Source organism: Vibrio cionasavignyae (assembly GCF_050337155.1).
GTDB lineage: Bacteria > Pseudomonadota > Gammaproteobacteria > Enterobacterales > Vibrionaceae > Vibrio > Vibrio nomapromontoriensis.
The window spans coordinates 1-18,055 of record NZ_JAKJSR010000013.1 but is presented as its reverse complement, the minus strand read 5'-3'; the positions used below and the strand labels follow the sequence as shown (position 1 = coordinate 18,055).

Below are 18,055 nucleotides of genomic sequence, written 5' to 3'. Positions count from 1 at the left end.
ATGAGAGCCATCCGTGGCGATGTAACTATTTTTTTTGTGCTTTTTCTTTAACTTCTATTTCCGCCTCTAATTGTTTGGAAATATCCGCCGCCAACGCTCTCGATTTTTTAATAAGACGTGATAGGCTTTTTACCGCTAACTTCATTTCTTGGGGGCCTAACACCACCAATCCGACGATAGCAATTAGCACCATTTCGACCATACCAATATCAAACATAGAGCCACCTATAATTTCGGTAATTGATCTTTTCCTGATGATTCATCGTCGGACATCGCCTTTTTGAACCCTTTAATAGACTCACCTACATCACCACCAATGGTTTTTAAACGTTTGGTGCCAAATACAAGGGCGACGATGACTGCGATGATAGCGAGTTGCCAAATAGAAATACCTGCCATGATGATTATCTCTCTGTGTAAAGTGTAGAATCAATGTGATTACAATTAGGTTCATAGAAGCGAGCGACTAATAAACCAGCTTCAAATAAAAGCCAAATTGGGATGGCCAAAAGTGTCTGCGAAAACATATCGGGCGGTGTTAACATCATTCCAATAACAAATGCGCCAACGATGATATGGGCTCTTTTCTTCCGTAGATCCTGATGTGACGATATTCCCGTTAAACAGACTAATACTGTGGCGACAGGCATTTGAAACGCTAACCCAAATGCGAGGAATATCTTTAGAACAAAACTTAGATAACTATCGATATCAGTCGCTATGTTGACTCCCTCCAGTGCCACGGAACTGAAGAAAGAAAATGCGATAGGTAGTACAACAAAAAAAGCAAATGAAACACCGCCATAGAACAAAACGGAAGAGCTCATAACAAGAGGTAGCACAGCCTTCTTTTCATGCTGATAAAGCCCCAGAGCGACAAAGCGCCACATCACGAAAAGCAAATAAGGCACAGCTAAGAATACTGACACGTAAAGCGTGAGCTTGAGTGGAGTAAAAAAAGGTGAAACCACTTGCGTAGCAATCATACTTGTACCGCTGGGTAAGGTTTCTATAAGCGGTGCTGAAACAAATTCGTATATGTCGCCAGCGAAGTAAACCAGAATTAAAAATACCAATAACACCGATGTTATTGCTTTTAACAACACGGCTTTTAACTCATTTAAGTGACTTAAAATACTTAGTTTCTCTGACATAACGCTTCTCTCAGTTAGCCCTGCTCTTCTCTCGGTTGGCCGAGTAGTATTCTCGGCCAACACTGAGCTTGATTATGCTTTGCGTTTTAGTGGGTGAGTTGAACAGCGAGGGCCGCCACCGAACATTGAGGTCGTTGTGTATGGCAGAGTAATACACTCTACACCATGTTTTTCTAGCTCAGCGATGAGTCTTGTGTGTTCAGCACCAATAATCGGTTTGTTAGGCGCTAAGTTGACACTGTTAGAGCCCATTGCTTTGCACTCTTTCTCAGTAACGTCAATCCAAGTCCAATCTTGCATGAATGCTGGGAATGCCGCCTTGCCACCTTTTACGCCGTCAAGATTACACGCTGCTAGTCCTGGACGCGGTGTCATGAATACACAATCCAAATGGATGAACTTACGACTCAACTCTATGGTGTGAACGCGGTAGCCCTTCGGTTCCATGCGGTTGCGTAGCCACTCAATACCCGCATAACTTGAGCCGATACCAGCGTGACCCACGAGAATATCTTTGTCCAGAATGAAAACATCGCCACCCTCTAAGTACGGGATCGTTTCATCGGATTGATCTACATGAATAGAAGGACGCGGCATCGCTAAGTGGTATTGATCATTTTCCTCTGCGTGCTTGGTAATATCACGGTACATCAGTTCATGACTCTTACGACGACATTGAATACGGCAGTAGGTGTCGATGATTTCGTCTTCAATCACTAGCGTGTTGTCACGCTCATACATTGCGCATTGCCCCATACGCTCGCCACGGCACAGCTCATCGCTTGGTTGCTCAGGACGAATCACCTGAACTCCGTGCTTTTCGAATAACTCAGCCAAAGCATTCATTTCTTTTTGAGCTTGTTTATGCGTCTCTGGTTGTAGGTCTTCTAGATAGTTGCCTGCTCGCTCGCGCATTTCTACTTTGATCTCTTCATCAAGACCTTGGTAATTCTCAATTGGCCAATCTACCTCTGGCATTAAGAATCGGTCTGGATGACCTACCAGTACAGACTCCATTCGGTCCCATTCGTTGTATACCCCAACACCGTTCTTATCGCGTAGTGTTGGAGTTATCGCTTGTGCTATCGCTGCTGGTGCTACCGCCGCTGCCGCGCCTACTGCTGCTGTAGCGCCTGCCATTTTGAAGAAATTTCTGCGAGATACGTTATTAGCCATGTCATTTACCTAAATTAGTGATTGTGACAATCCATTGGTTGTTTACCATTCCGTTGGCTTGTAGAAACGGTAGCAACCTGACTAAAAATGCTATAGATAGTATCCATCAGGTAAACTGATGCTTGGGGGTGATTTTGATGCCAGCTGTCATCAACTATTAATTTGCGTGTTAGGAGACGGTTGAAATCGCTTTGAACTAACGGCTAATTAAATGGAATGGTGGCAGAAAATTTATAACTTTTTTCTGATTCAGGTGAGAAACAAGCTTTCTTGAACAGGAATCGACAGTTAGCGTTATACTAAAGTTCTAAAGAAGGTCTTTTTCTTTCGCTAAAAATCTACAGATTATTTGAGTGTTACCTTGTTTGCCGAAGCGTTCATGTATGAAGTTTCTCGATGGTTTCTATTTGGAATGCAAAAAGAAAGTTCAATATCTTGAATACGAGGCGCTCGCCCTAATCTGTTAACGTGTTGAATAATTGAGGATACGGAGATATTGATGTCGAACTATACCTATTGGTCAGATAGTAAATACTGCAGTACTCTTAGAAATGGTGCAGATACCACTGTATGCATAGAGTTGATAAAAAAGATAGTTGTCGAAAATAAAGAGTGCTTTGAAGGTCTGCCCTATCAATTGGCCTTGGATGGAACCCTAGGCGATGCGATTCAAATATCAAAAGGGGAGATAGAAGATTTCGGCGAACCGATGGCAATGCACAGCGAAAGCGATCGTACTACGACAAAAAAAATGATTTTGCAGTTTGTAGACAAGAGTGTTCGGTTATATAACGGACAGCCAAATTCAACTATTAATTGCGCCTTGGGCTCAATCGTTGAAGCTATGTACGACCTCGGTTATTACACGTTTGATGAGGCAGAAGCCATGCTCGCTAAAACTCTGCCAAGTAACTAGATACAACCATAACTTTCTATGTGTGCCGCTCAGCCTAGTTACGCTAGGCTGAGCGATAATTGCTCTTTCTTCATATCGTTCTACGCTTAAAAGTGTTCTCTGTGGGTTAAGGAGAGAGTTGTGAACACTGTATCAAAACTAGTTTTAACCAGTTCATTATGCTGTTTTGCGTCTGGCTTAGCTTTTGCCGAAAAGGCAAACGTTACAGACAATATCCCTTATGAGTGGGCGCCTTGGAAAGATCCAAACGACGAAAGTAAGCTCAATTTGGCCGAAGATAAGGATGTATTGTTCCAAAGGCGTAATCTCTCTGAAGACCCCAAAAATGCCCCCGGATTGTATTACCCAAACCGATATGAATTCGGCCCAATGTGGAGTTCCATACCAACGTTTCTCGGCGCGCCACTGGCTCGTACCCCGGAAGACTTAAAGGCAGGCAACGTAGACGTTGCCCTCATAGGGTTGATTGTGGGAGACCAAATGATCCCTGGAGGGCGTTATGCCGCTATGAGGATGCGGTCGCTAGTGGACTATATTTCTTATCCATTTCAGGGTGAGGATCAGGCTATCGGTGTTGACCTAGCTAACCTTGTCGTTGCTGATTACGGAAACGTTGCCGCCAACTGGATGGCTGATAACCAGATCAACCTAGATGAGATTCACAGAGTAGTTGGCAGCGCGTTAAATGTAGATGTGGTGCCAATCGGTATTGGCGGTACTCACATTCAAAGTTACGGCTTTATGACCGCACTTGCCCAAAAGTACGGGAAAGGTGAAGTACTGGTTGTCCATGTTGACGCGCACTATGATGCCTATAAAGCGGGAGCTGGACGCTACGTACACAACGGCTCGTTCTTTAAGATGGCGGTCGAAAAAGGACTTATAAACGGGAGTGATTTGATTCAAGTGGGACTGCGAGGCTCTACCCCCGGGGTAGAAACCCTCAACTGGATGAGAAAACATAAGATCAAGTTCCACTTTCAATCAGAGATAGAGAAAGATGGTTGGGATGCCGTACTTGCAAAAGTACTGGCAGAAGCCAAGGGCAGAAAAGTCTATATTACTTTTGATATGGACGGGGTAGATCCGGCCTATGCTCCTGGAGTAGGTACTGCTGAGCCTGATGGATTGACTGCTGGCCAGGCAATGCAACTTGTACGAGCACTTGGCATTTAAAATGAAATCGTCGCAGCTGAGTTTAATGAGTACAACCCACTACTGGACGACCTTCATAATCATACTGGCATATTGATGGACCGCTTGATCCGCTCTCTACTTGCTGGAATGCAAGGTCGAAAAGAAGGGATAACGGATCCAATGTATTACCAACCAGAGCGGATTAGCCACGATAGCCCAATAAAATAAATTAAAGTGACGGAATAGCTAAACCAACCTGGCCTAGTTTAGCTATTCATTTCGAGGATTAAGTAGTAAATGGAATTTAAATCAACGTTATGGCGGGAACCCTTAATTCACTTTTTGCTCATAGGGGCTCTGATTTTTGCCGTAGATAGGGTTTTAGTACCAGAGCAGAAAGAGCTGATTATTGTCGACCAAGACAGTATCGAATTTCTGATTAAGAAACGTCAGAATCTAGAATTAAACACTCTGTCTAAGCAAGACATTGACAACTTAATCGCCGCGTACATAGACGATGAGATTTTGTATCGAGAGGCATACAGGCGAGGCTTGAACGTCGGCGATTCAAGAATGCGTCACAACATGATTTTAAAAATGAGGGGTCTACTGATATCGGAAGTTTCTCTACCTACAAATGGTCAGCTTCAAACCTACTACAAAGAAAACCTAGCAAAATATACCACCCCAGAACTACTAGAAACTCAGCACCTGTTTTTCTCTGAGCAAAGTCGAGTACCAACGGCGTTATTGGCGGCACTTCAAAGTCATCAAGATCTTTCCATTAAAGGAGACTTTCACCGCCCATCTCTAGGGCAAGAAACCTTACAAGGAACGAAAGGAGAACTAACGGATCTATTTGGTTTTGACGCGGCAAAAGCTTTAGCAGAAACACAGTCGGATGATTGGATGGGACCATTTGTTTCCAATCAAGGTGTTCATTTTGTTCGAAAGCTACGAAGTATCCCTCCTGTGACGGCTCCTTATGAGGATATTGAGGATTATCTGAGAATGGATTGGGAACTAACCGAGGCGCGCAAGCTTGTTCAGTTAGAGCTCGCAAACGTGCGTAACAATTATCAGATAGTGATAGAGCGGTAGTTAATGAGCAAAGGATTAGCGTTGAAGTACTTACTGGCTATCTTGCTATTGCTATTGCTATTGGGAAAGCCCCTTTTTGCTCATGATATTGGAATATCCAGAACAGAGTTAAGAGAGAGCGATAACTATTCCTACACAATCCAAGTACAAGCTGGACCGACAGTATCAAATGTCTTCTCACCGCCAATTCTTCCAGATGATTTTGAATTTGTATCATTGCCTAACGGCAGCCAGATGCTAGGTTGGAAAGTGTTCGAGTTCACCGGAGAGCGCCCACTTCAGGCAGGGGATGAGCTTTTATTGCCATGGAACAGAGATGGCATAATGCTAAAAGTGTATTGGAGAGATGGCAGTGTCGCTGACAAGCTTATTAGGAATGAGTCTGGCGTGATCACTCTTTCAATGGATCAGTTGAAAGCAGGCTCAGGTTCTTTTCTAGATGCAGCGAAGAGATATTTCCTATTGGGATTTGAGCATATTTTGCTCGGTATTGACCATCTTATGTTTGTTCTCGGGTTGCTTTGGATCGTAAAAGGGAAACTGAACCTTGTAAAAACGATTACTGCTTTTACGGTTGCACACAGTATAACGCTTGGGTTGGCAACATTTGGTCTACTAGTGCTCCCATCTAGTCCAGTTGAAGCGTGTATTGCTTTAAGTATCGTCTTTCTTGCCGTTGAAATCGTTCGTGCTCTAAGGGGACATGTGGGGCTAACTTATCGTCGTCCCTGGTTGGTCGCGTTTGCTTTCGGCTTACTTCATGGGCTTGGTTTTGCAGGGGCTCTCGCTGAGATAGGCTTACCTGACAGTGAAGTGCCGGTAGCACTTTTGTTTTTCAACTTAGGTGTAGAAGCAGGGCAACTTGCGTTTGTCGTCGTTATGCTGATTTTGGCATACAACATACGCGCCATTGGCGTTAAGTTGAGTAGAGTAACTGTAAATATGCCTGTTTACTTCTTGGGTGGGATTGCATCCTATTGGCTATTTACGCGCTTGAGTTTACTTGGCACTGTAGGATGAAAACAAAATCTTTTAACTAGCTTTGTATTTATACAATGAAAAAAGGACTTTCTACCATGTCTCGCTTAAATCGATGTTTGCTTACTCGACGTGGGTAAGTTGGTAGTAGAAAAACTATCTGCACTGTAAAAAGCAAGTTTAAAACGAGCTAAGATATTTACGCACCTAAAACAACGCGAAGAGCTTTTCCTTTGGTTTAAAATAAAGCTCACACCCATTAGTTTAATTAATGATCTCTAAATTGGCTTTAACACGTTATGGGGCAGATCTGCGTTACGACGATCTACCCCGTCAGTGTGATCACCAAGCGACGTTGTACAGTCCTGTGTTGATTCCTGATTAATGACAGAATTTGGACAACATGGAATAGCGTGTTGTCGAGTGTTACAACACTCTCCCTCTCGAACCGCACTCCTTTAATAGGAAACTCCTATCAAATAGATAGGAACAGACGAATTTCCTAAACCGCTCCGATGTTGCAATATACCTCCATCGGCGCAAAACAGCGCTTAACCTTCTAAAAAAGAACAAGTTAAGAGAGAGCGATATTATGATTAACACGACTATCAAGCCATTTTCAGCAACGGCATTCAAACAAGGCGACTTCGTAGAAATCACAGAGCAAGACGTGAAAGGTAAGTGGGCAGTCTTCTTCTTCTATCCAGCCGATTTCACATTTGTATGTCCAACAGAGCTTGGTGACCTKGCAGACCATTACGCAGAGCTWCAAKCRCGTGGCGTAGAAGTGTACTCAGTATCMACAGATACTCACTTTACTCACAAAGCATGGCACGACAGCTCAGACACAATTGGCAAAATCAATTACTACATGGTTGGCGACCAAACGGGCAACATCACCAATAACTTCGGTGTGATGCGTGAAGGTCAAGGCCTTGCAGACCGCGCAACGTTCTTAGTTGACCCAGAAGGCGTGATTCAAGCAATGGAAATCACAGCAGAAGGTATTGGCCGTGATGCAGAAGACCTAATGCGTAAAGTCAAAGCAGCGCAATACGTAGCGGCTAACCCAGGTGAAGTTTGCCCTGCAAAATGGAAAGAAGGTGAAGCGACACTTGCTCCGTCTTTAGACCTAGTTGGCAAAATCTAAGCGAGTATCTTAAGTTAGCGAATACCAACTAACTAAGAATGAGTTTAAACGGAAGTTTGAGTCCGTGTTACACGCCCCAATATCGCCTAGCGAATTGGGGCGTGTGCTTTTGTGGTAAAGCAAAGGGGCTGTTCCAAGTGATAAGCTAGCGGCGAGCTCGTAACTGTCCGTCACAAGTTTTTCTGCTTTTGTATCGCCACCTTATATTTATCTGATGATATAGTGCGGTTTCTTATCAATAGAGAGGGACGAGATAATATGGATAAATTTCTAGAGTTGCTGGCGACAAAGCCGAATGAAGTCATGTTTGAGCAGACGATGCAAGTGATTGACGAACATTTTGATTTTAACCCAGTCAGCTTTGTTAACGGAGAAACCGAAAACCAAGCAGGCCAAAATAATGGGTCTTGCAAGATTTTTGCTTTTGCTCAGAGACAGGGATTAGATGAGTCATCTACGCTGGCCTGTTTTGGTCAATTCTATCGTGATGACGTTTTAAAGAATCCAAATGGCAGCGATCATGCCAACATTCGCAACTTTATCCAACACGGTTGGGTCGGTATTCAATTCGATGGTGTTGCGTTAACAGCTAAGTAAGCCGTTGACATGATTCATGTCAAAATACAGGCTCATATACACAACCATCAGTAAACAATACTATCTTGCTCACCTTAGAGGTTAAGTTGAGCGAGATGCTATTATGTAATGACAGACTGAACTTGGTCACTTAGATAGAGGTATAATCTGACTTTAATTCCGTATTTTTGGAATGACTAAATGTAGGTCAAATTATACCTCCGTGAACTGAGTGGCTAATCGGTCGTAGTTCATGATGGTACAAAAATGCGTTAGCTAAGATCGAGTTAGCACACCACACCTTTGGACTATTATTTACCCGTGAGTTTCCTAGATTAGCAATTCATGAATAACTATTAGTATGGAAAGTTGCGTAACTTGGTGTCCAGTATTAATAATACGTAACGGCATCAACGTGAGCTATTTAAAGAGGTAGTTGGTACTTCTGTGAATTTATTAAGAAGAAAAAGGTAACCAACTACCAAAATAGGTCAGAGCCATCAATGCGTAAGTCCTATTATTATCTAGAACTGCTCACATTGACCTTGGCGTGTTTTTTCATCAAAAATATACTTGAATTGAGTTACACCCGAAAATACAAGATTCTCTGAACATGTCACGTATTCTGTAGTAGTTTGATCGTAGAAACCTACTTGTTTAATTGTATTGCCATATGAAATACCAATTGATGACAGAAATTTATTATTAGGAGTATATAGCTGACTTTGCTCTTTCTTTAGGAAGCCAAAGATTGAATCGGCAGCATAACCCCATCCCGCATCAAAAGCTGGGTAAATATCATTCAGAGAATCGTTCTGTAAGACGATTCTCTCTGGTGGGCTGTCAAAAAGTGAGGTGCAATACCCACCGTTTGATTGATATTTTCCATCCTCACTAAACATAAACGTGTAATTACAACCATAGGGTGCGTAAGTACCACGAGACGTAAGCATTTGGTACTCTTCTTGACCTATAATCATTTTAACATTTGATGCTGTCGGCCTGAATGAGTAGCCAATACGCCCGTTTGCATTAGTGTATGGTTTAATATGATTTGTGCCATCATATATCTTTATGTCTTCACCTAAATAATCTTCAATCCATATAGTGTCAGCGAAAGCAGCTGACGTAGATAGTGAAGCAAGGGTTGCTAATAGCGTTATATTAATTTTCATGACCAATTACTCCTAAAGGTATTTGCCCTTTGTTGGGCAGATAAAGTGTAGGTGTGCAGGTGCATATAGGTAGAGGAAAAATGTAAAACTATGTGTGTAAGTGGTGGTAAATGTTACGGTATATGTCTTGGGGGGGGGGGGCATAGGTTTTACTGTGGCAACAAGCCCACTAAAACTCACTTTTGGACAGAGATGAGTTAGCGCTACATGCAGATTTAGCCACTCAACGCGCTTGGATAAGATTCCATTTTTCTAGGGAATGGCGAAGAAACTTCTTTAGGCATGTGATTCACAATGGAGCTACAATCTTTTTTCATAGCTATAGTCACTGCCTTCCGATTTATTAAAGCCAACTTGTATTAAATAATCGCTATGCTCAGAGGTACTTGCCGTTGCTTTAAGCACACTTATTCCTCGACTTTTTATTAGCTCAGGGTTGGTTTGATAAAAATAGTAAGCCAGCTTTAAGTCTCGATATTCAGGAGTCACGTAATCTAGTGAAACGTTGAATACTCCATTATCTTGCTTAGTCCCGACTAGAAGACCGGCAATGGCGTTATTTCTTAGTAGATAAAATGCTGAGTTTCCTGCTCTCAATTCCTTTACGGTGGTCTGTTTTTCGATATCTTTAGCATTGGTTGAAACAAAATGCTCGAAGTATTCAGAATCGATGGTGGCCGCTACCAGTTTGAACTTATCTTTCGACCCCGCAAGCTGGTAAAGGTAGTAGACATTGATGCAAGCAATACCAAGATTCATCAACATCGTTGGATAAGAGTTAATAAAATAAGCAAATGCTGCAAACAGTAAGCAACCGATGAAGTTAATCACTCTTAGCTTGACTATTGATGTCATCGTTAGAGAGATAAGCACCACGAGCGATGCCAGATAACCAAACCATTCAACCCAATCAAATTCCATAGCACTGTCCTTGTGTCTTGGTTTTTTATAAAGATAGCAAATGACTCATCACTCAGTCAGATCTCGCTAACAGTTATATCAACCTTGTCACAATCAGGCCTCAAAATGGCACGCGACTTGTTCTCTAACGTGGAGACCAACCTCGCTTTTGGACAGGAGCTTGTTAGCGATCTTAGTAAATAATGACTCACTCCATGTATTGCAAGCTCAAGTCGCTTATCTTGGTGTTCAGCATGTCTGGAGCTGATCATTCTCTAGTAATGAATAGAACTAAGGCCTCGTGTTTACGAGGCCTTAGTATTTTTGAGTGTATCGATCGTTAACGAGACACTAGCGCATTAGCACGTTACGAGTGAATTGCTTCTTCAGGTAAGCACTATACTCAGAGTTAAACGGTTCAGTTGAGTTACTGCGCATCTCTTGTGAGATTAGTGCGTTAGATGCGTCGGCATCAGGGTGCTGTGGTGCTGTGCCAAACTCTGCGTTTAATGCGGTTTGAGTCTCGGCAGATGTTAACCAGTTAATGAAAACTAAAGCAGCAGCTTGATGTTGGCTGTTCTTTGCAACTGTAACGAAGTTACCGCCACCCGACATACCAAACTCAGGGATGTAGAATTTGATGCGATCAGTAATCGCGCCACGCTTTTGTAAACCGGCTAGGTGATCTTCCCAAGCCGGAGCTAGTGTGATTTCACCATCGTTGATACGAGTTAAGCTGTCTGCGTTAGATGCTGTGATCAGCATATCTTCTTCGTTTGTTTGGTACCAATCCCAAGTTTGCGCCCACGATTTTACGACTTTTTTATCAAGTTTGTCCGTCATATCGAACGTGCCTGATACATGACGAATGCTTGACTCGATGAAACGCTGACCTGCGCCACCGCCATTAGGATCATTCACAGCAAATGCCTTAGGGTTGCTTTTGATGTAGCTCTCCATCTCTTTGAACGTCTGTGGTAAATCAGATTCGCTGATACGGCTAGGGTCGTAAGCAAGTCCGCTTTGGTTGCCCCAAAACGTCACACCATAGCCTTGAGAATTAATCCCTTCTGCTGATTGATTCAGCTTCTTAATTTCTGGCAGTTTATCTAAGCTTAATAGAGTGTTTTCTAACTTGAATGTGTTTAATGCTGTTGGGCCAAGTGCCACGACATCCATAGAGCCCTCATTACGACGGCTTTCAGCTTGAAGCTTGTTGCGGTTACCATCGTGAGTGCCTTCAGGGATACGAACTTTAATCCCCGTCTCTGATTCAAAGCTTTTCACAAATTTTCGAAAACCAGGTTGAAGATACCAAACTGAGAAAGTTACCGAGCCCTCTTCTTTCGCTTGAGTTTCAATTTCTTCCCAGGTCATTGTATTTACATCGTATGCAAAGCTAGAAAATGCTGTGGTGCTTAGTAGTGCTGCTAGTAGAGTTTTTTTCATTGTATCCTCACGAAATTAAGCTTTACCTGTCGATTGAGACAAGTAGTTTCCTTTCAATAGACGTTCAATTAGTAACATCAGTAGTACATTTGGAATTACAAGGATCAGAGATACAACGGCAGCATCAGGCCTGATAAAGGAGTAACCCAAAAATGAATATAAGATGGTTGGAACCGTAATAAAATCAGGTGCACCAAGTACGTAGGACATGTTGAATTCCTCAATACTGATAACCAAACAGAAGATTGATGAGGCAAGTAAGCTTGGCTTAAGCATAGGCAAAAAGGCGTGCTTAAAAGTCCCAATTTTGCCTGCGCCCATGTCTGAACAGGCATCAATCAAATCTTGCGGAATGGCTTTAAAACCGGCCGACAAAATACGAATAGCATAAGGTAAAGCCAATACTGTGTGAGCGATGACAATGTTGACGTATGGGTCGGTTAACCCTAGTTCAAGGAGCATTGCACTGAAAAAGACTGCCAAAATCATTGAAGGCATAACCATAGGTAGCAGTGACACCATTTCAGCAAGCTTTTTGCCACGAAACTCCATGCGGCCAAAGGCATAGGCTGTCGGCATTGCTAGTGTTATGGTTAAAATAGCTACCGCAGGTGCAACCGAATAACTGTTGCGCAGCGCTTCAGGGAGGGAAGTATTTTCCCACACTTCAACCCAACGCCCAAAAGAGAGAACTTGTGGGAATAAGTCTGGGTAGCTCCACGGGTGGTTTGGATCCACAAGAGACCAGATGATAGCCATCGCAAATGGCACACCAAGCCACAGTAAGTTGACTAGCACAAAGAAGCCAATGGAAATCAACATGACCCATTGGGTGTTCGTTAAGTTGCGTAGGCGACTCATGATGCTTTCTCCATATCCACAACAACGCTTTTACGTGTAACAAATGGTTGAGTTAGTAAAGTTAGAACAACAGCGGATAAACCGGCTAGAAGCATAATGACCATCGCGATAACTGCCGAGTTTTCCCACTCGTAGTACTGAGTTGCGGTAATGTTCATTAACATAGCCAGTGAGTAGCTACTGCGTGAACCAGCTACTGAAGCAAATGAGAAGTCACCGAGAGCGCCAATGAAAATTAGAATAGACGCTGCTTGTAATGCTGGAATCGTTAATGGAAAAATCACCTGACAGAATCTTGCCCAGCGAGTTGCGCCAAGGTCTAGAGCTGCATCCATTAGATCGCCTCGAATGCTCGCAATTGAACCGCTGATCAGGATTAATGCGAACGGTAAGTTTTTCCAAACTTGCAGCACCACAATGCTCCAGCCGAACTTGTCGTTAGACAGGCGCATCGGTTTATCAATAATACCGAGAGCTAATAGTGACTCGTTAAAAATACCGTGATAAGCGATCACGTTCATCAGTAAAAATGCTGCAACGAGCCCAGGAACAAACATAGGTGCACGTAAAACACCAATAATGGCAGGCTTACCCGGCATAGGCTTATGTAACCAAAGCGCAATAGGGTAGGCGAGCATAACTGCGCCTAATGTACCGAGTACTGAAGTTCTTAGAGAGTAAGCCACCGAGCGCCATAGAATAGGGTCACTCAGAGTGGTTTGCCAGTATTCAAAAGTCGCATTGGTTTCGCCCATCACACTAAACAAACCAAAGCTTTGCGCGACCACCACGTAGAGCGCGCTTCCCATGAGCAAGGCAATGGTGCCTACTCCGGGAATCAGCAATAAGTAGGGTTTTAGATTCATGCTCCAACTCCCTCTAAGAAACGAATACCAAACTCAGGCAGTTTGACGTGAATGGTTTCACCTTGGTGAGCTGAAACTCGGCCACTCAGCTGTAAACGGATTTTTTGTGGAGTCTCTGTCCCAATCCAACCAAATACGTCCAAGTTATTGCCTTGGAAAGCCGATGATTCGACTTTGACTTCAAAGCTGTTCGGTTCGCCTTTCTTACAAATTTCAGCGTCTTCTGGACGCCAGCAAAGAAAGATCTCACTCGCTTGTGGTTCCTCTGCGGACTCAATGATGAATTCACCCATGTTGCAGCTCACGCGGTATTGGTGGCTCTGTGAAGTTGGCTCAACATAAGCTTGGTGGATATTTGCAGCGCCGATAAAGTCTGCGACAAAGCGATTCGCTGGGCGGTAATAAATATCTTCAGGTGTCCCTATTTGTTCAATGTTGCCACCGTTAAGTACGACAATTCGGTCACTCATTGCCAACGCTTCAGCTTGGTCGTGCGTTACATAGATAGAAGTTAGATTATGCTGACGTTGCAGCTCTTTTATTTCGAAACGTACACCTTCACGCATTTTCGCATCAAGATTAGATAATGGCTCATCAAATAGGATGATGTCAGGACGAGTCACCATCGCACGAGCCAGTGCTACACGCTGTTGTTGACCACCTGATAGTTGTGCTGGCAGCTTATCCTTGTGCTCAACGAGACCAACCTGAGACAAGATTTCAGCTAAACGACGTTTTTGCTCATTTTTGTCGATTTTCTGTTGAACCATACCGAAACAAATATTGTGTGAAACACTTAGATGTGGGAATAAAGCATAGGATTGAAAGCACATTGCCGTCTCGCGCTTTTCTGGTGGAATTCGGTTTACTACACGCTCGTTCATCAAGATTTCACCTGATGTTGGCGTTTGGAATCCGCCGATCATTTTTAGCAATGTTGTTTTGCCACAACCACTTGGGCCAAGCAGAGTGACAAATTCGCCTTGTTCTACAGAGAAAGTGATCGCTTTAGACGCGTAAAAGTCACCATAAGTTTTAGTAACAGAACGAAGTTCCAAAATTGCCATGATTAACCTTTTTGTGAAAGTTTAAATTTGTAGTTAGATTATTTGTAGTTTATTTCAGTTTTGTTATTGAGCGGATTTTTTTACGCTAAAATCACTTGTCGATCACAGAAAGTTTAATAAGTAATTGTTTTAAAGTGTGTTTTGTTTTTGGGTTTTTGTTGCATTTTGTTTGTTGACAGTAAGTGTTATATCTCTGTATTCTACATTAACCTTTTTCATATAACTTAATGTACGGTGCTCTATGTTTACTTTTAATGTGGCGAAAACGGGAAAAGTGCTAGTAAATAGCCATAGAGGTGACTGTATACGCTGCCCCGAAAATACCATGCCAGCATTCATTAGTGCCGTTGAGCGAAATACCAGCTGTATCGAGATCGATATCGCAATGACAGCAGATGAAGAGCTGGTGGTGATCCATGACCCAAGTGTTAACCGCACTTCTAATGGGTGTGGCTATGTAGAACAAATGACGTTAGCAGAACTAGAAGCTTTGGATTTCGGTAGTTGGTTCCACTCGTCATTTGAAAGTACGCCTATTCCTAAATTTAACGCAGTGCTTGAATGGGCGATTGAACATGACGTTGGGTTAATTGTTGAGGTGAAACAAAGGCGAAACCATCACCGTTTTGCTGAAAAGTTTGCAGAATTGATCGAACACACTCCGAATTCATCAGCGTATATCCAACTACTGGGGTTTGACCATACTGTAATTAATCTGGTGAAAACTCGTTTGCCGGACATTCAATTGCAAGCCGTGACGTTAGCTCGCTATCAAAATCAGTTAAATGCCGTATTGGAATCAAATGCTTCTGCTGTGTGCGTGGAATACCCTTATACAACGCGAAGTGTGCTCGAAGATTATAAAAACTCGGGCTTAGTCACACGTTTGTATTTACCAAACAAAGATAAAAATATGAAACCAACTCAATGGCTTAATCAATATTATGGCTACGACGTACATAGTGACATTATTCAATGGTTGCGCGAAGGTCTCATTGATATGATTAGCCATGACGATATTGATATGCTGAAAGAGCTAGTACAAGAAGCGGGTATGGAGGCGATTTAACGCCGCACTTTTTGACTGATTATGCACTATCTACATAACTAATAATGCACGACTGAACCATAAATAGAGAATAGCTGAACATGTTAACTCCGATAAAACCATTACAACTAGAATTGACACCAGGACAGAAGAAGTTACTGGCGGTTTGTCGACAGCATAGCTCAGTACCGCGTGCAAAAATTGTTGAAAAAACAGGTTTGCGTAGTGGTTCTGTGACTAGCATTTCTAAAGAGTTACTGGCAATGAACATGATCAAAGAAGGGCCAAGAGAGAAAATTGGCCGTGGTCAGCCAATCATCCCTTTACAGTTGAACCCATATGCAGCTTTTTCATTTGGTATCGCCTTCCATATTCATAGGATTGAAGTGGGTTTGGCAAATTTCTGTGGTGAAGTGATTGATACTGAAATCATCGATTACGCTGAAGAGGCACCCATTGTCGATGTACTGAAGAATATTAAAACTCAAATCGACGTACTAGTGGATAAGCACAAAATCCAACATGCTCGAATTCTTGGTATCGGTGTATCTATGCCGGGGCCTTCAGAGGGTGACGGAAAATCGATTCGTACGATTGTTCAGATGGAGCATTGGCGCGATGTCGATTTAGCCACGGTTTTTGGTGATGTGTTCGAGTGGCCAGTTTGGATTGATAATGACTGTAACGTTGCAGCCGTTGGAGAGTTTTATTCTGGTCAGTGGCCAGAGGTAAGAAATATGGTGTTGTTCGAATTAGGCCATGGTGTGGGTGGTGGTGTGATCATCAATCGTAAACTTTACCGTGGTAGCCGCCATAATGCCGGTGAAATCGGAACGTACTTTAACCTGCTAGGTGAAGAAAATAAGCCAACGATCCGTGGCTTATTGGATCAATTAGTCGCGTCAGGTTTAGAGCTAGATGGGCCTGAAGATATTCCCGGTTTGGAAAATGCGGTAGTGGCTGAATGGGTTCGATTTGCTGCTATTCAATTAAAGCCAATGCTGGTCCTGACGCTAGGCTGGTTTGACCCAGACTGTGTGATCATTGGTGGTTCTTGCCCACAACATATCAGCCAAGCCCTTATTGATGAAATGGCGCTTGAAAAAAATTGGGTCGAGTTTGAACGTTCGTACCCAATGGCTCAGTTTTCCCCTTCAAAAATTGGATCGTCGCTAAATACCTATGGGGCATGTATGTTCCCTGTATTTCGCACGCTAGGTATTTAATAAAAACATCGGATAATTGTTATGAAATATGCACCAAGTGTGGGTGTTAAGTTCCATGAAAATGGAAGTGTAAGAACATTCCCAGGAAACACCTTTATTTGTCATCTTAATCAATCGTTACCTTTAATTGACGAATTACGTTGGGCACAAAATCAGCTTAAGTCTATGAACTGCGGAAATAAATTCGCTTTTCTTCCGATTGAAAGTATGCATATGACGGTATTTGAAGGCGTATGTGATCAGGTTCGTGAAGCGCATAAGTGGACATCGAAATTAGACCTAGATGCTGAACTTTCAGCAACAACCGATTTATTTGCGACTAGAGCAAGCCTAGTGGGTGCGCAGGGTGGTTTCGAAATGATGTTTGACTACGTTTACAACTGCCCGATTGGTGGTACTGCAATCCGCATTAAACCGGCGAATGAGCAATCGGCCCAAGCGCTTAAACAGTGCCGTGAAGCCTTAAAATTAGCGACGGGCATCAGTGTTCCGGATTTCGACGATTATCATTTTCATATTACATTAAGCTACCGTGTTATTGAGCTGGAAGAGCAAGATAAGAGCGAAATTGAACAAGTCACACAAAATATAAGTGAACGTATGAGTCAGTCTTTTGGAAGATTGACTCATGGACCCGTTGAGTTCTGTACTTTCCAAGACATGTTTAAATTCACACCTGTACTTAAATTAGTCTAACCTTTCATTCGCTCCTATAAAGTGAACGTTAAATACGGCATCAATCTCATACAAGATTATGTTTTTCCCAGATTTTTGGGCGTTTCTTAATATGTAACACAGCGTCTATTCCAATATTGGAAGTAGCTAAACATCAACATTCTTAGCCGCTTTGAACAGTGATACCGATGGCATTATCTGTAAAGCGGCGCTTCGTTGAATGATCAGTGCCAGTTCATCTGGCATTACACCTTTTCCGTTTCATAAAGACTTTTCTCGAACTGCACTCCTTTAATAGGAAACTCCTATCAAATAGATAGGAACAGACGAATTTCCTAAAACTCTCCGATGTTGCAATATACATCCATCGGCGCAAAACAGCGCTTAACCTTCTAAAAAAGAACAAGTTAAGAGAGAGCGATATTATGATTAACACGACTATCAAGCCATTTTCAGCAACGGCATTCAAACAAGGCGACTTCGTAGAAATCACAGAGCAAGACGTGAAAGGTAAGTGGGCAGTCTTCTTCTTCTACCCAGCAGATTTCACGTTTGTATGTCCTACAGAGCTTGGTGACCTGGCAGACCATTACGCTACGC

At 42.8% G+C, this 18,055-nt stretch carries 19 protein-coding genes and 1 pseudogene; 10 read left to right on the top strand and 10 right to left on the bottom strand.

The window, feature by feature from the left end; all coding sequences use genetic code 11:
* Positions 1-25: 25 nt before the first annotated feature.
* From tatB to L4D74_RS09680, 4 genes and pseudogenes are all read right to left on the bottom strand, one after another.
* Entirely contained in the window at positions 26-217 is a 192-nt protein-coding gene (gene tatB / locus L4D74_RS09695) for a Sec-independent protein translocase protein TatB (RefSeq protein ID WP_428751942.1), read from the bottom strand.
* Between the two features lie 35 nt (positions 218-252).
* Positions 253-399: pseudogene (gene tatA / locus L4D74_RS09690) on the bottom strand (twin-arginine translocase TatA/TatE family subunit); the annotation flags it as partial.
* Positions 400-404: 5 nt separating this feature from the next.
* Positions 405-1,154: a twin-arginine translocase subunit TatC gene (gene tatC / locus L4D74_RS09685; protein WP_428751941.1), complete on the bottom strand. Its 750-nt coding sequence runs from the start codon at positions 1,152-1,154 to the stop codon at positions 405-407.
* Positions 1,155-1,226: 72 nt separating this feature from the next.
* Entirely contained in the window at positions 1,227-2,330 is a 1,104-nt protein-coding gene (locus tag L4D74_RS09680) for a dimethylarginine dimethylaminohydrolase family protein (protein ID WP_428751940.1), read from the bottom strand.
* 499 nt (positions 2,331-2,829) lie between these two features.
* Here L4D74_RS09680 and L4D74_RS09675 point away from each other — a divergent pair, with 499 nt between their 5' ends.
* From L4D74_RS09675 to L4D74_RS09650, 6 genes are all read left to right on the top strand, one after another.
* Positions 2,830-3,246 (top strand): hypothetical protein, encoded by a 417-nt coding sequence (locus L4D74_RS09675; RefSeq protein WP_428751939.1) that lies wholly within the window; start codon positions 2,830-2,832, stop codon positions 3,244-3,246.
* A gap of 120 nt (positions 3,247-3,366) precedes the next feature.
* On the top strand, positions 3,367-4,422 hold the full coding sequence (locus L4D74_RS09670; protein WP_428751938.1) for an arginase family protein: 1,056 nt from the start codon (positions 3,367-3,369) through the stop codon (positions 4,420-4,422).
* 258 nt (positions 4,423-4,680) lie between these two features.
* Positions 4,681-5,484 (top strand): peptidyl-prolyl cis-trans isomerase, encoded by an 804-nt coding sequence (locus tag L4D74_RS09665; protein ID WP_428751937.1) that lies wholly within the window; start codon positions 4,681-4,683, stop codon positions 5,482-5,484.
* A 3-nt stretch (positions 5,485-5,487) separates the two neighbouring features.
* Positions 5,488-6,504, top strand: a complete 1,017-nt coding sequence (locus L4D74_RS09660; RefSeq protein WP_428751936.1) for a HupE/UreJ family protein — start codon at positions 5,488-5,490, stop codon at positions 6,502-6,504.
* A 550-nt stretch (positions 6,505-7,054) separates the two neighbouring features.
* Complete coding sequence (ahpC, locus tag L4D74_RS09655) at positions 7,055-7,612, top strand: alkyl hydroperoxide reductase subunit C (protein ID WP_428751935.1); 558 nt, start codon at positions 7,055-7,057, stop codon at positions 7,610-7,612.
* A gap of 258 nt (positions 7,613-7,870) precedes the next feature.
* The gene (locus L4D74_RS09650; RefSeq protein WP_428751934.1) at positions 7,871-8,209 is read left to right on the top strand and encodes a HopJ type III effector protein; all 339 of its coding nucleotides are present in this window, start codon (positions 7,871-7,873) and stop codon (positions 8,207-8,209) included.
* Positions 8,210-8,712: 503 nt separating this feature from the next.
* Here the strand turns inward: L4D74_RS09650 and L4D74_RS09645 are convergent.
* The 6 genes from L4D74_RS09645 to L4D74_RS09620 form a co-directional block, all read right to left on the bottom strand.
* Positions 8,713-9,363: a hypothetical protein gene (locus L4D74_RS09645; protein WP_428751932.1), complete on the bottom strand. Its 651-nt coding sequence runs from the start codon at positions 9,361-9,363 to the stop codon at positions 8,713-8,715.
* 300 nt (positions 9,364-9,663) lie between these two features.
* Positions 9,664-10,284, bottom strand: a complete 621-nt coding sequence (locus L4D74_RS09640) for a hypothetical protein (protein ID WP_428751931.1) — start codon at positions 10,282-10,284, stop codon at positions 9,664-9,666.
* Between the two features lie 330 nt (positions 10,285-10,614).
* A complete protein-coding gene (locus L4D74_RS09635) occupies positions 10,615-11,712 on the bottom strand; it encodes an extracellular solute-binding protein (RefSeq protein WP_428751929.1) in 1,098 nt (365 codons plus the stop codon).
* 15 nt (positions 11,713-11,727) lie between these two features.
* Positions 11,728-12,573: an ABC transporter permease gene (locus tag L4D74_RS09630; protein WP_428751927.1), complete on the bottom strand. Its 846-nt coding sequence runs from the start codon at positions 12,571-12,573 to the stop codon at positions 11,728-11,730.
* Positions 12,570-13,439 (bottom strand): ABC transporter permease, encoded by an 870-nt coding sequence (locus tag L4D74_RS09625; RefSeq protein WP_428751925.1) that lies wholly within the window; start codon positions 13,437-13,439, stop codon positions 12,570-12,572. The genes L4D74_RS09630 and L4D74_RS09625 overlap by 4 nt, the downstream gene beginning before the upstream one ends.
* On the bottom strand, positions 13,436-14,506 hold the full coding sequence (locus L4D74_RS09620) for an ABC transporter ATP-binding protein (RefSeq protein WP_428751924.1): 1,071 nt from the start codon (positions 14,504-14,506) through the stop codon (positions 13,436-13,438). The genes L4D74_RS09625 and L4D74_RS09620 overlap by 4 nt, the downstream gene beginning before the upstream one ends.
* 241 nt (positions 14,507-14,747) lie before the next feature.
* Between L4D74_RS09620 and L4D74_RS09615 the strand changes: the two genes are divergently transcribed.
* From L4D74_RS09615 to L4D74_RS09600, 4 genes are all read left to right on the top strand, one after another.
* The gene (locus L4D74_RS09615) at positions 14,748-15,575 is read left to right on the top strand and encodes a glycerophosphodiester phosphodiesterase (RefSeq protein WP_428751922.1); all 828 of its coding nucleotides are present in this window, start codon (positions 14,748-14,750) and stop codon (positions 15,573-15,575) included.
* An 80-nt stretch (positions 15,576-15,655) separates the two neighbouring features.
* Positions 15,656-16,780, top strand: coding sequence for an ROK family protein (locus L4D74_RS09610; protein ID WP_428751921.1), 1,125 nt, complete (start codon positions 15,656-15,658; stop codon positions 16,778-16,780).
* 21 nt (positions 16,781-16,801) lie between these two features.
* Entirely contained in the window at positions 16,802-17,476 is a 675-nt protein-coding gene (locus tag L4D74_RS09605) for a DUF1868 domain-containing protein (protein WP_428751919.1), read from the top strand.
* A 404-nt stretch (positions 17,477-17,880) separates the two neighbouring features.
* Positions 17,881-18,055 (top strand): redoxin domain-containing protein (locus tag L4D74_RS09600; RefSeq protein ID WP_428752112.1); only part of this gene is annotated, 175 nt, incomplete at its 3' end.

Coding starts and splice junctions, on each gene's coding strand:
- L4D74_RS09645 (WP_428751932.1), bottom strand. CDS start 9,363: ATGAAAATTAATATAACGCTATTAGCAACCCTTGCTTCACTATCTACG.
- L4D74_RS09615 (WP_428751922.1), top strand. CDS start 14,748: ATGTTTACTTTTAATGTGGCGAAAACGGGAAAAGTGCTAGTAAATAGC.
- L4D74_RS09630 (WP_428751927.1), bottom strand. CDS start 12,573: ATGAGTCGCCTACGCAACTTAACGAACACCCAATGGGTCATGTTGATT.
- L4D74_RS09620 (WP_428751924.1), bottom strand. CDS start 14,506: ATGGCAATTTTGGAACTTCGTTCTGTTACTAAAACTTATGGTGACTTT.
- L4D74_RS09635 (WP_428751929.1), bottom strand. CDS start 11,712: ATGAAAAAAACTCTACTAGCAGCACTACTAAGCACCACAGCATTTTCT.
- L4D74_RS09610 (WP_428751921.1), top strand. CDS start 15,656: ATGTTAACTCCGATAAAACCATTACAACTAGAATTGACACCAGGACAG.
- L4D74_RS09605 (WP_428751919.1), top strand. CDS start 16,802: ATGAAATATGCACCAAGTGTGGGTGTTAAGTTCCATGAAAATGGAAGT.
- L4D74_RS09625 (WP_428751925.1), bottom strand. CDS start 13,439: ATGAATCTAAAACCCTACTTATTGCTGATTCCCGGAGTAGGCACCATT.
- L4D74_RS09680 (WP_428751940.1), bottom strand. CDS start 2,330: ATGGCTAATAACGTATCTCGCAGAAATTTCTTCAAAATGGCAGGCGCT.
- tatB (WP_428751942.1), bottom strand. CDS start 217: ATGTTTGATATTGGTATGGTCGAAATGGTGCTAATTGCTATCGTCGGA.
- tatC (WP_428751941.1), bottom strand. CDS start 1,154: ATGTCAGAGAAACTAAGTATTTTAAGTCACTTAAATGAGTTAAAAGCC.
- L4D74_RS09665 (WP_428751937.1), top strand. CDS start 4,681: ATGGAATTTAAATCAACGTTATGGCGGGAACCCTTAATTCACTTTTTG.
- L4D74_RS09675 (WP_428751939.1), top strand. CDS start 2,830: ATGTCGAACTATACCTATTGGTCAGATAGTAAATACTGCAGTACTCTT.
- L4D74_RS09640 (WP_428751931.1), bottom strand. CDS start 10,284: ATGGAATTTGATTGGGTTGAATGGTTTGGTTATCTGGCATCGCTCGTG.
- L4D74_RS09660 (WP_428751936.1), top strand. CDS start 5,488: ATGAGCAAAGGATTAGCGTTGAAGTACTTACTGGCTATCTTGCTATTG.
- L4D74_RS09650 (WP_428751934.1), top strand. CDS start 7,871: ATGGATAAATTTCTAGAGTTGCTGGCGACAAAGCCGAATGAAGTCATG.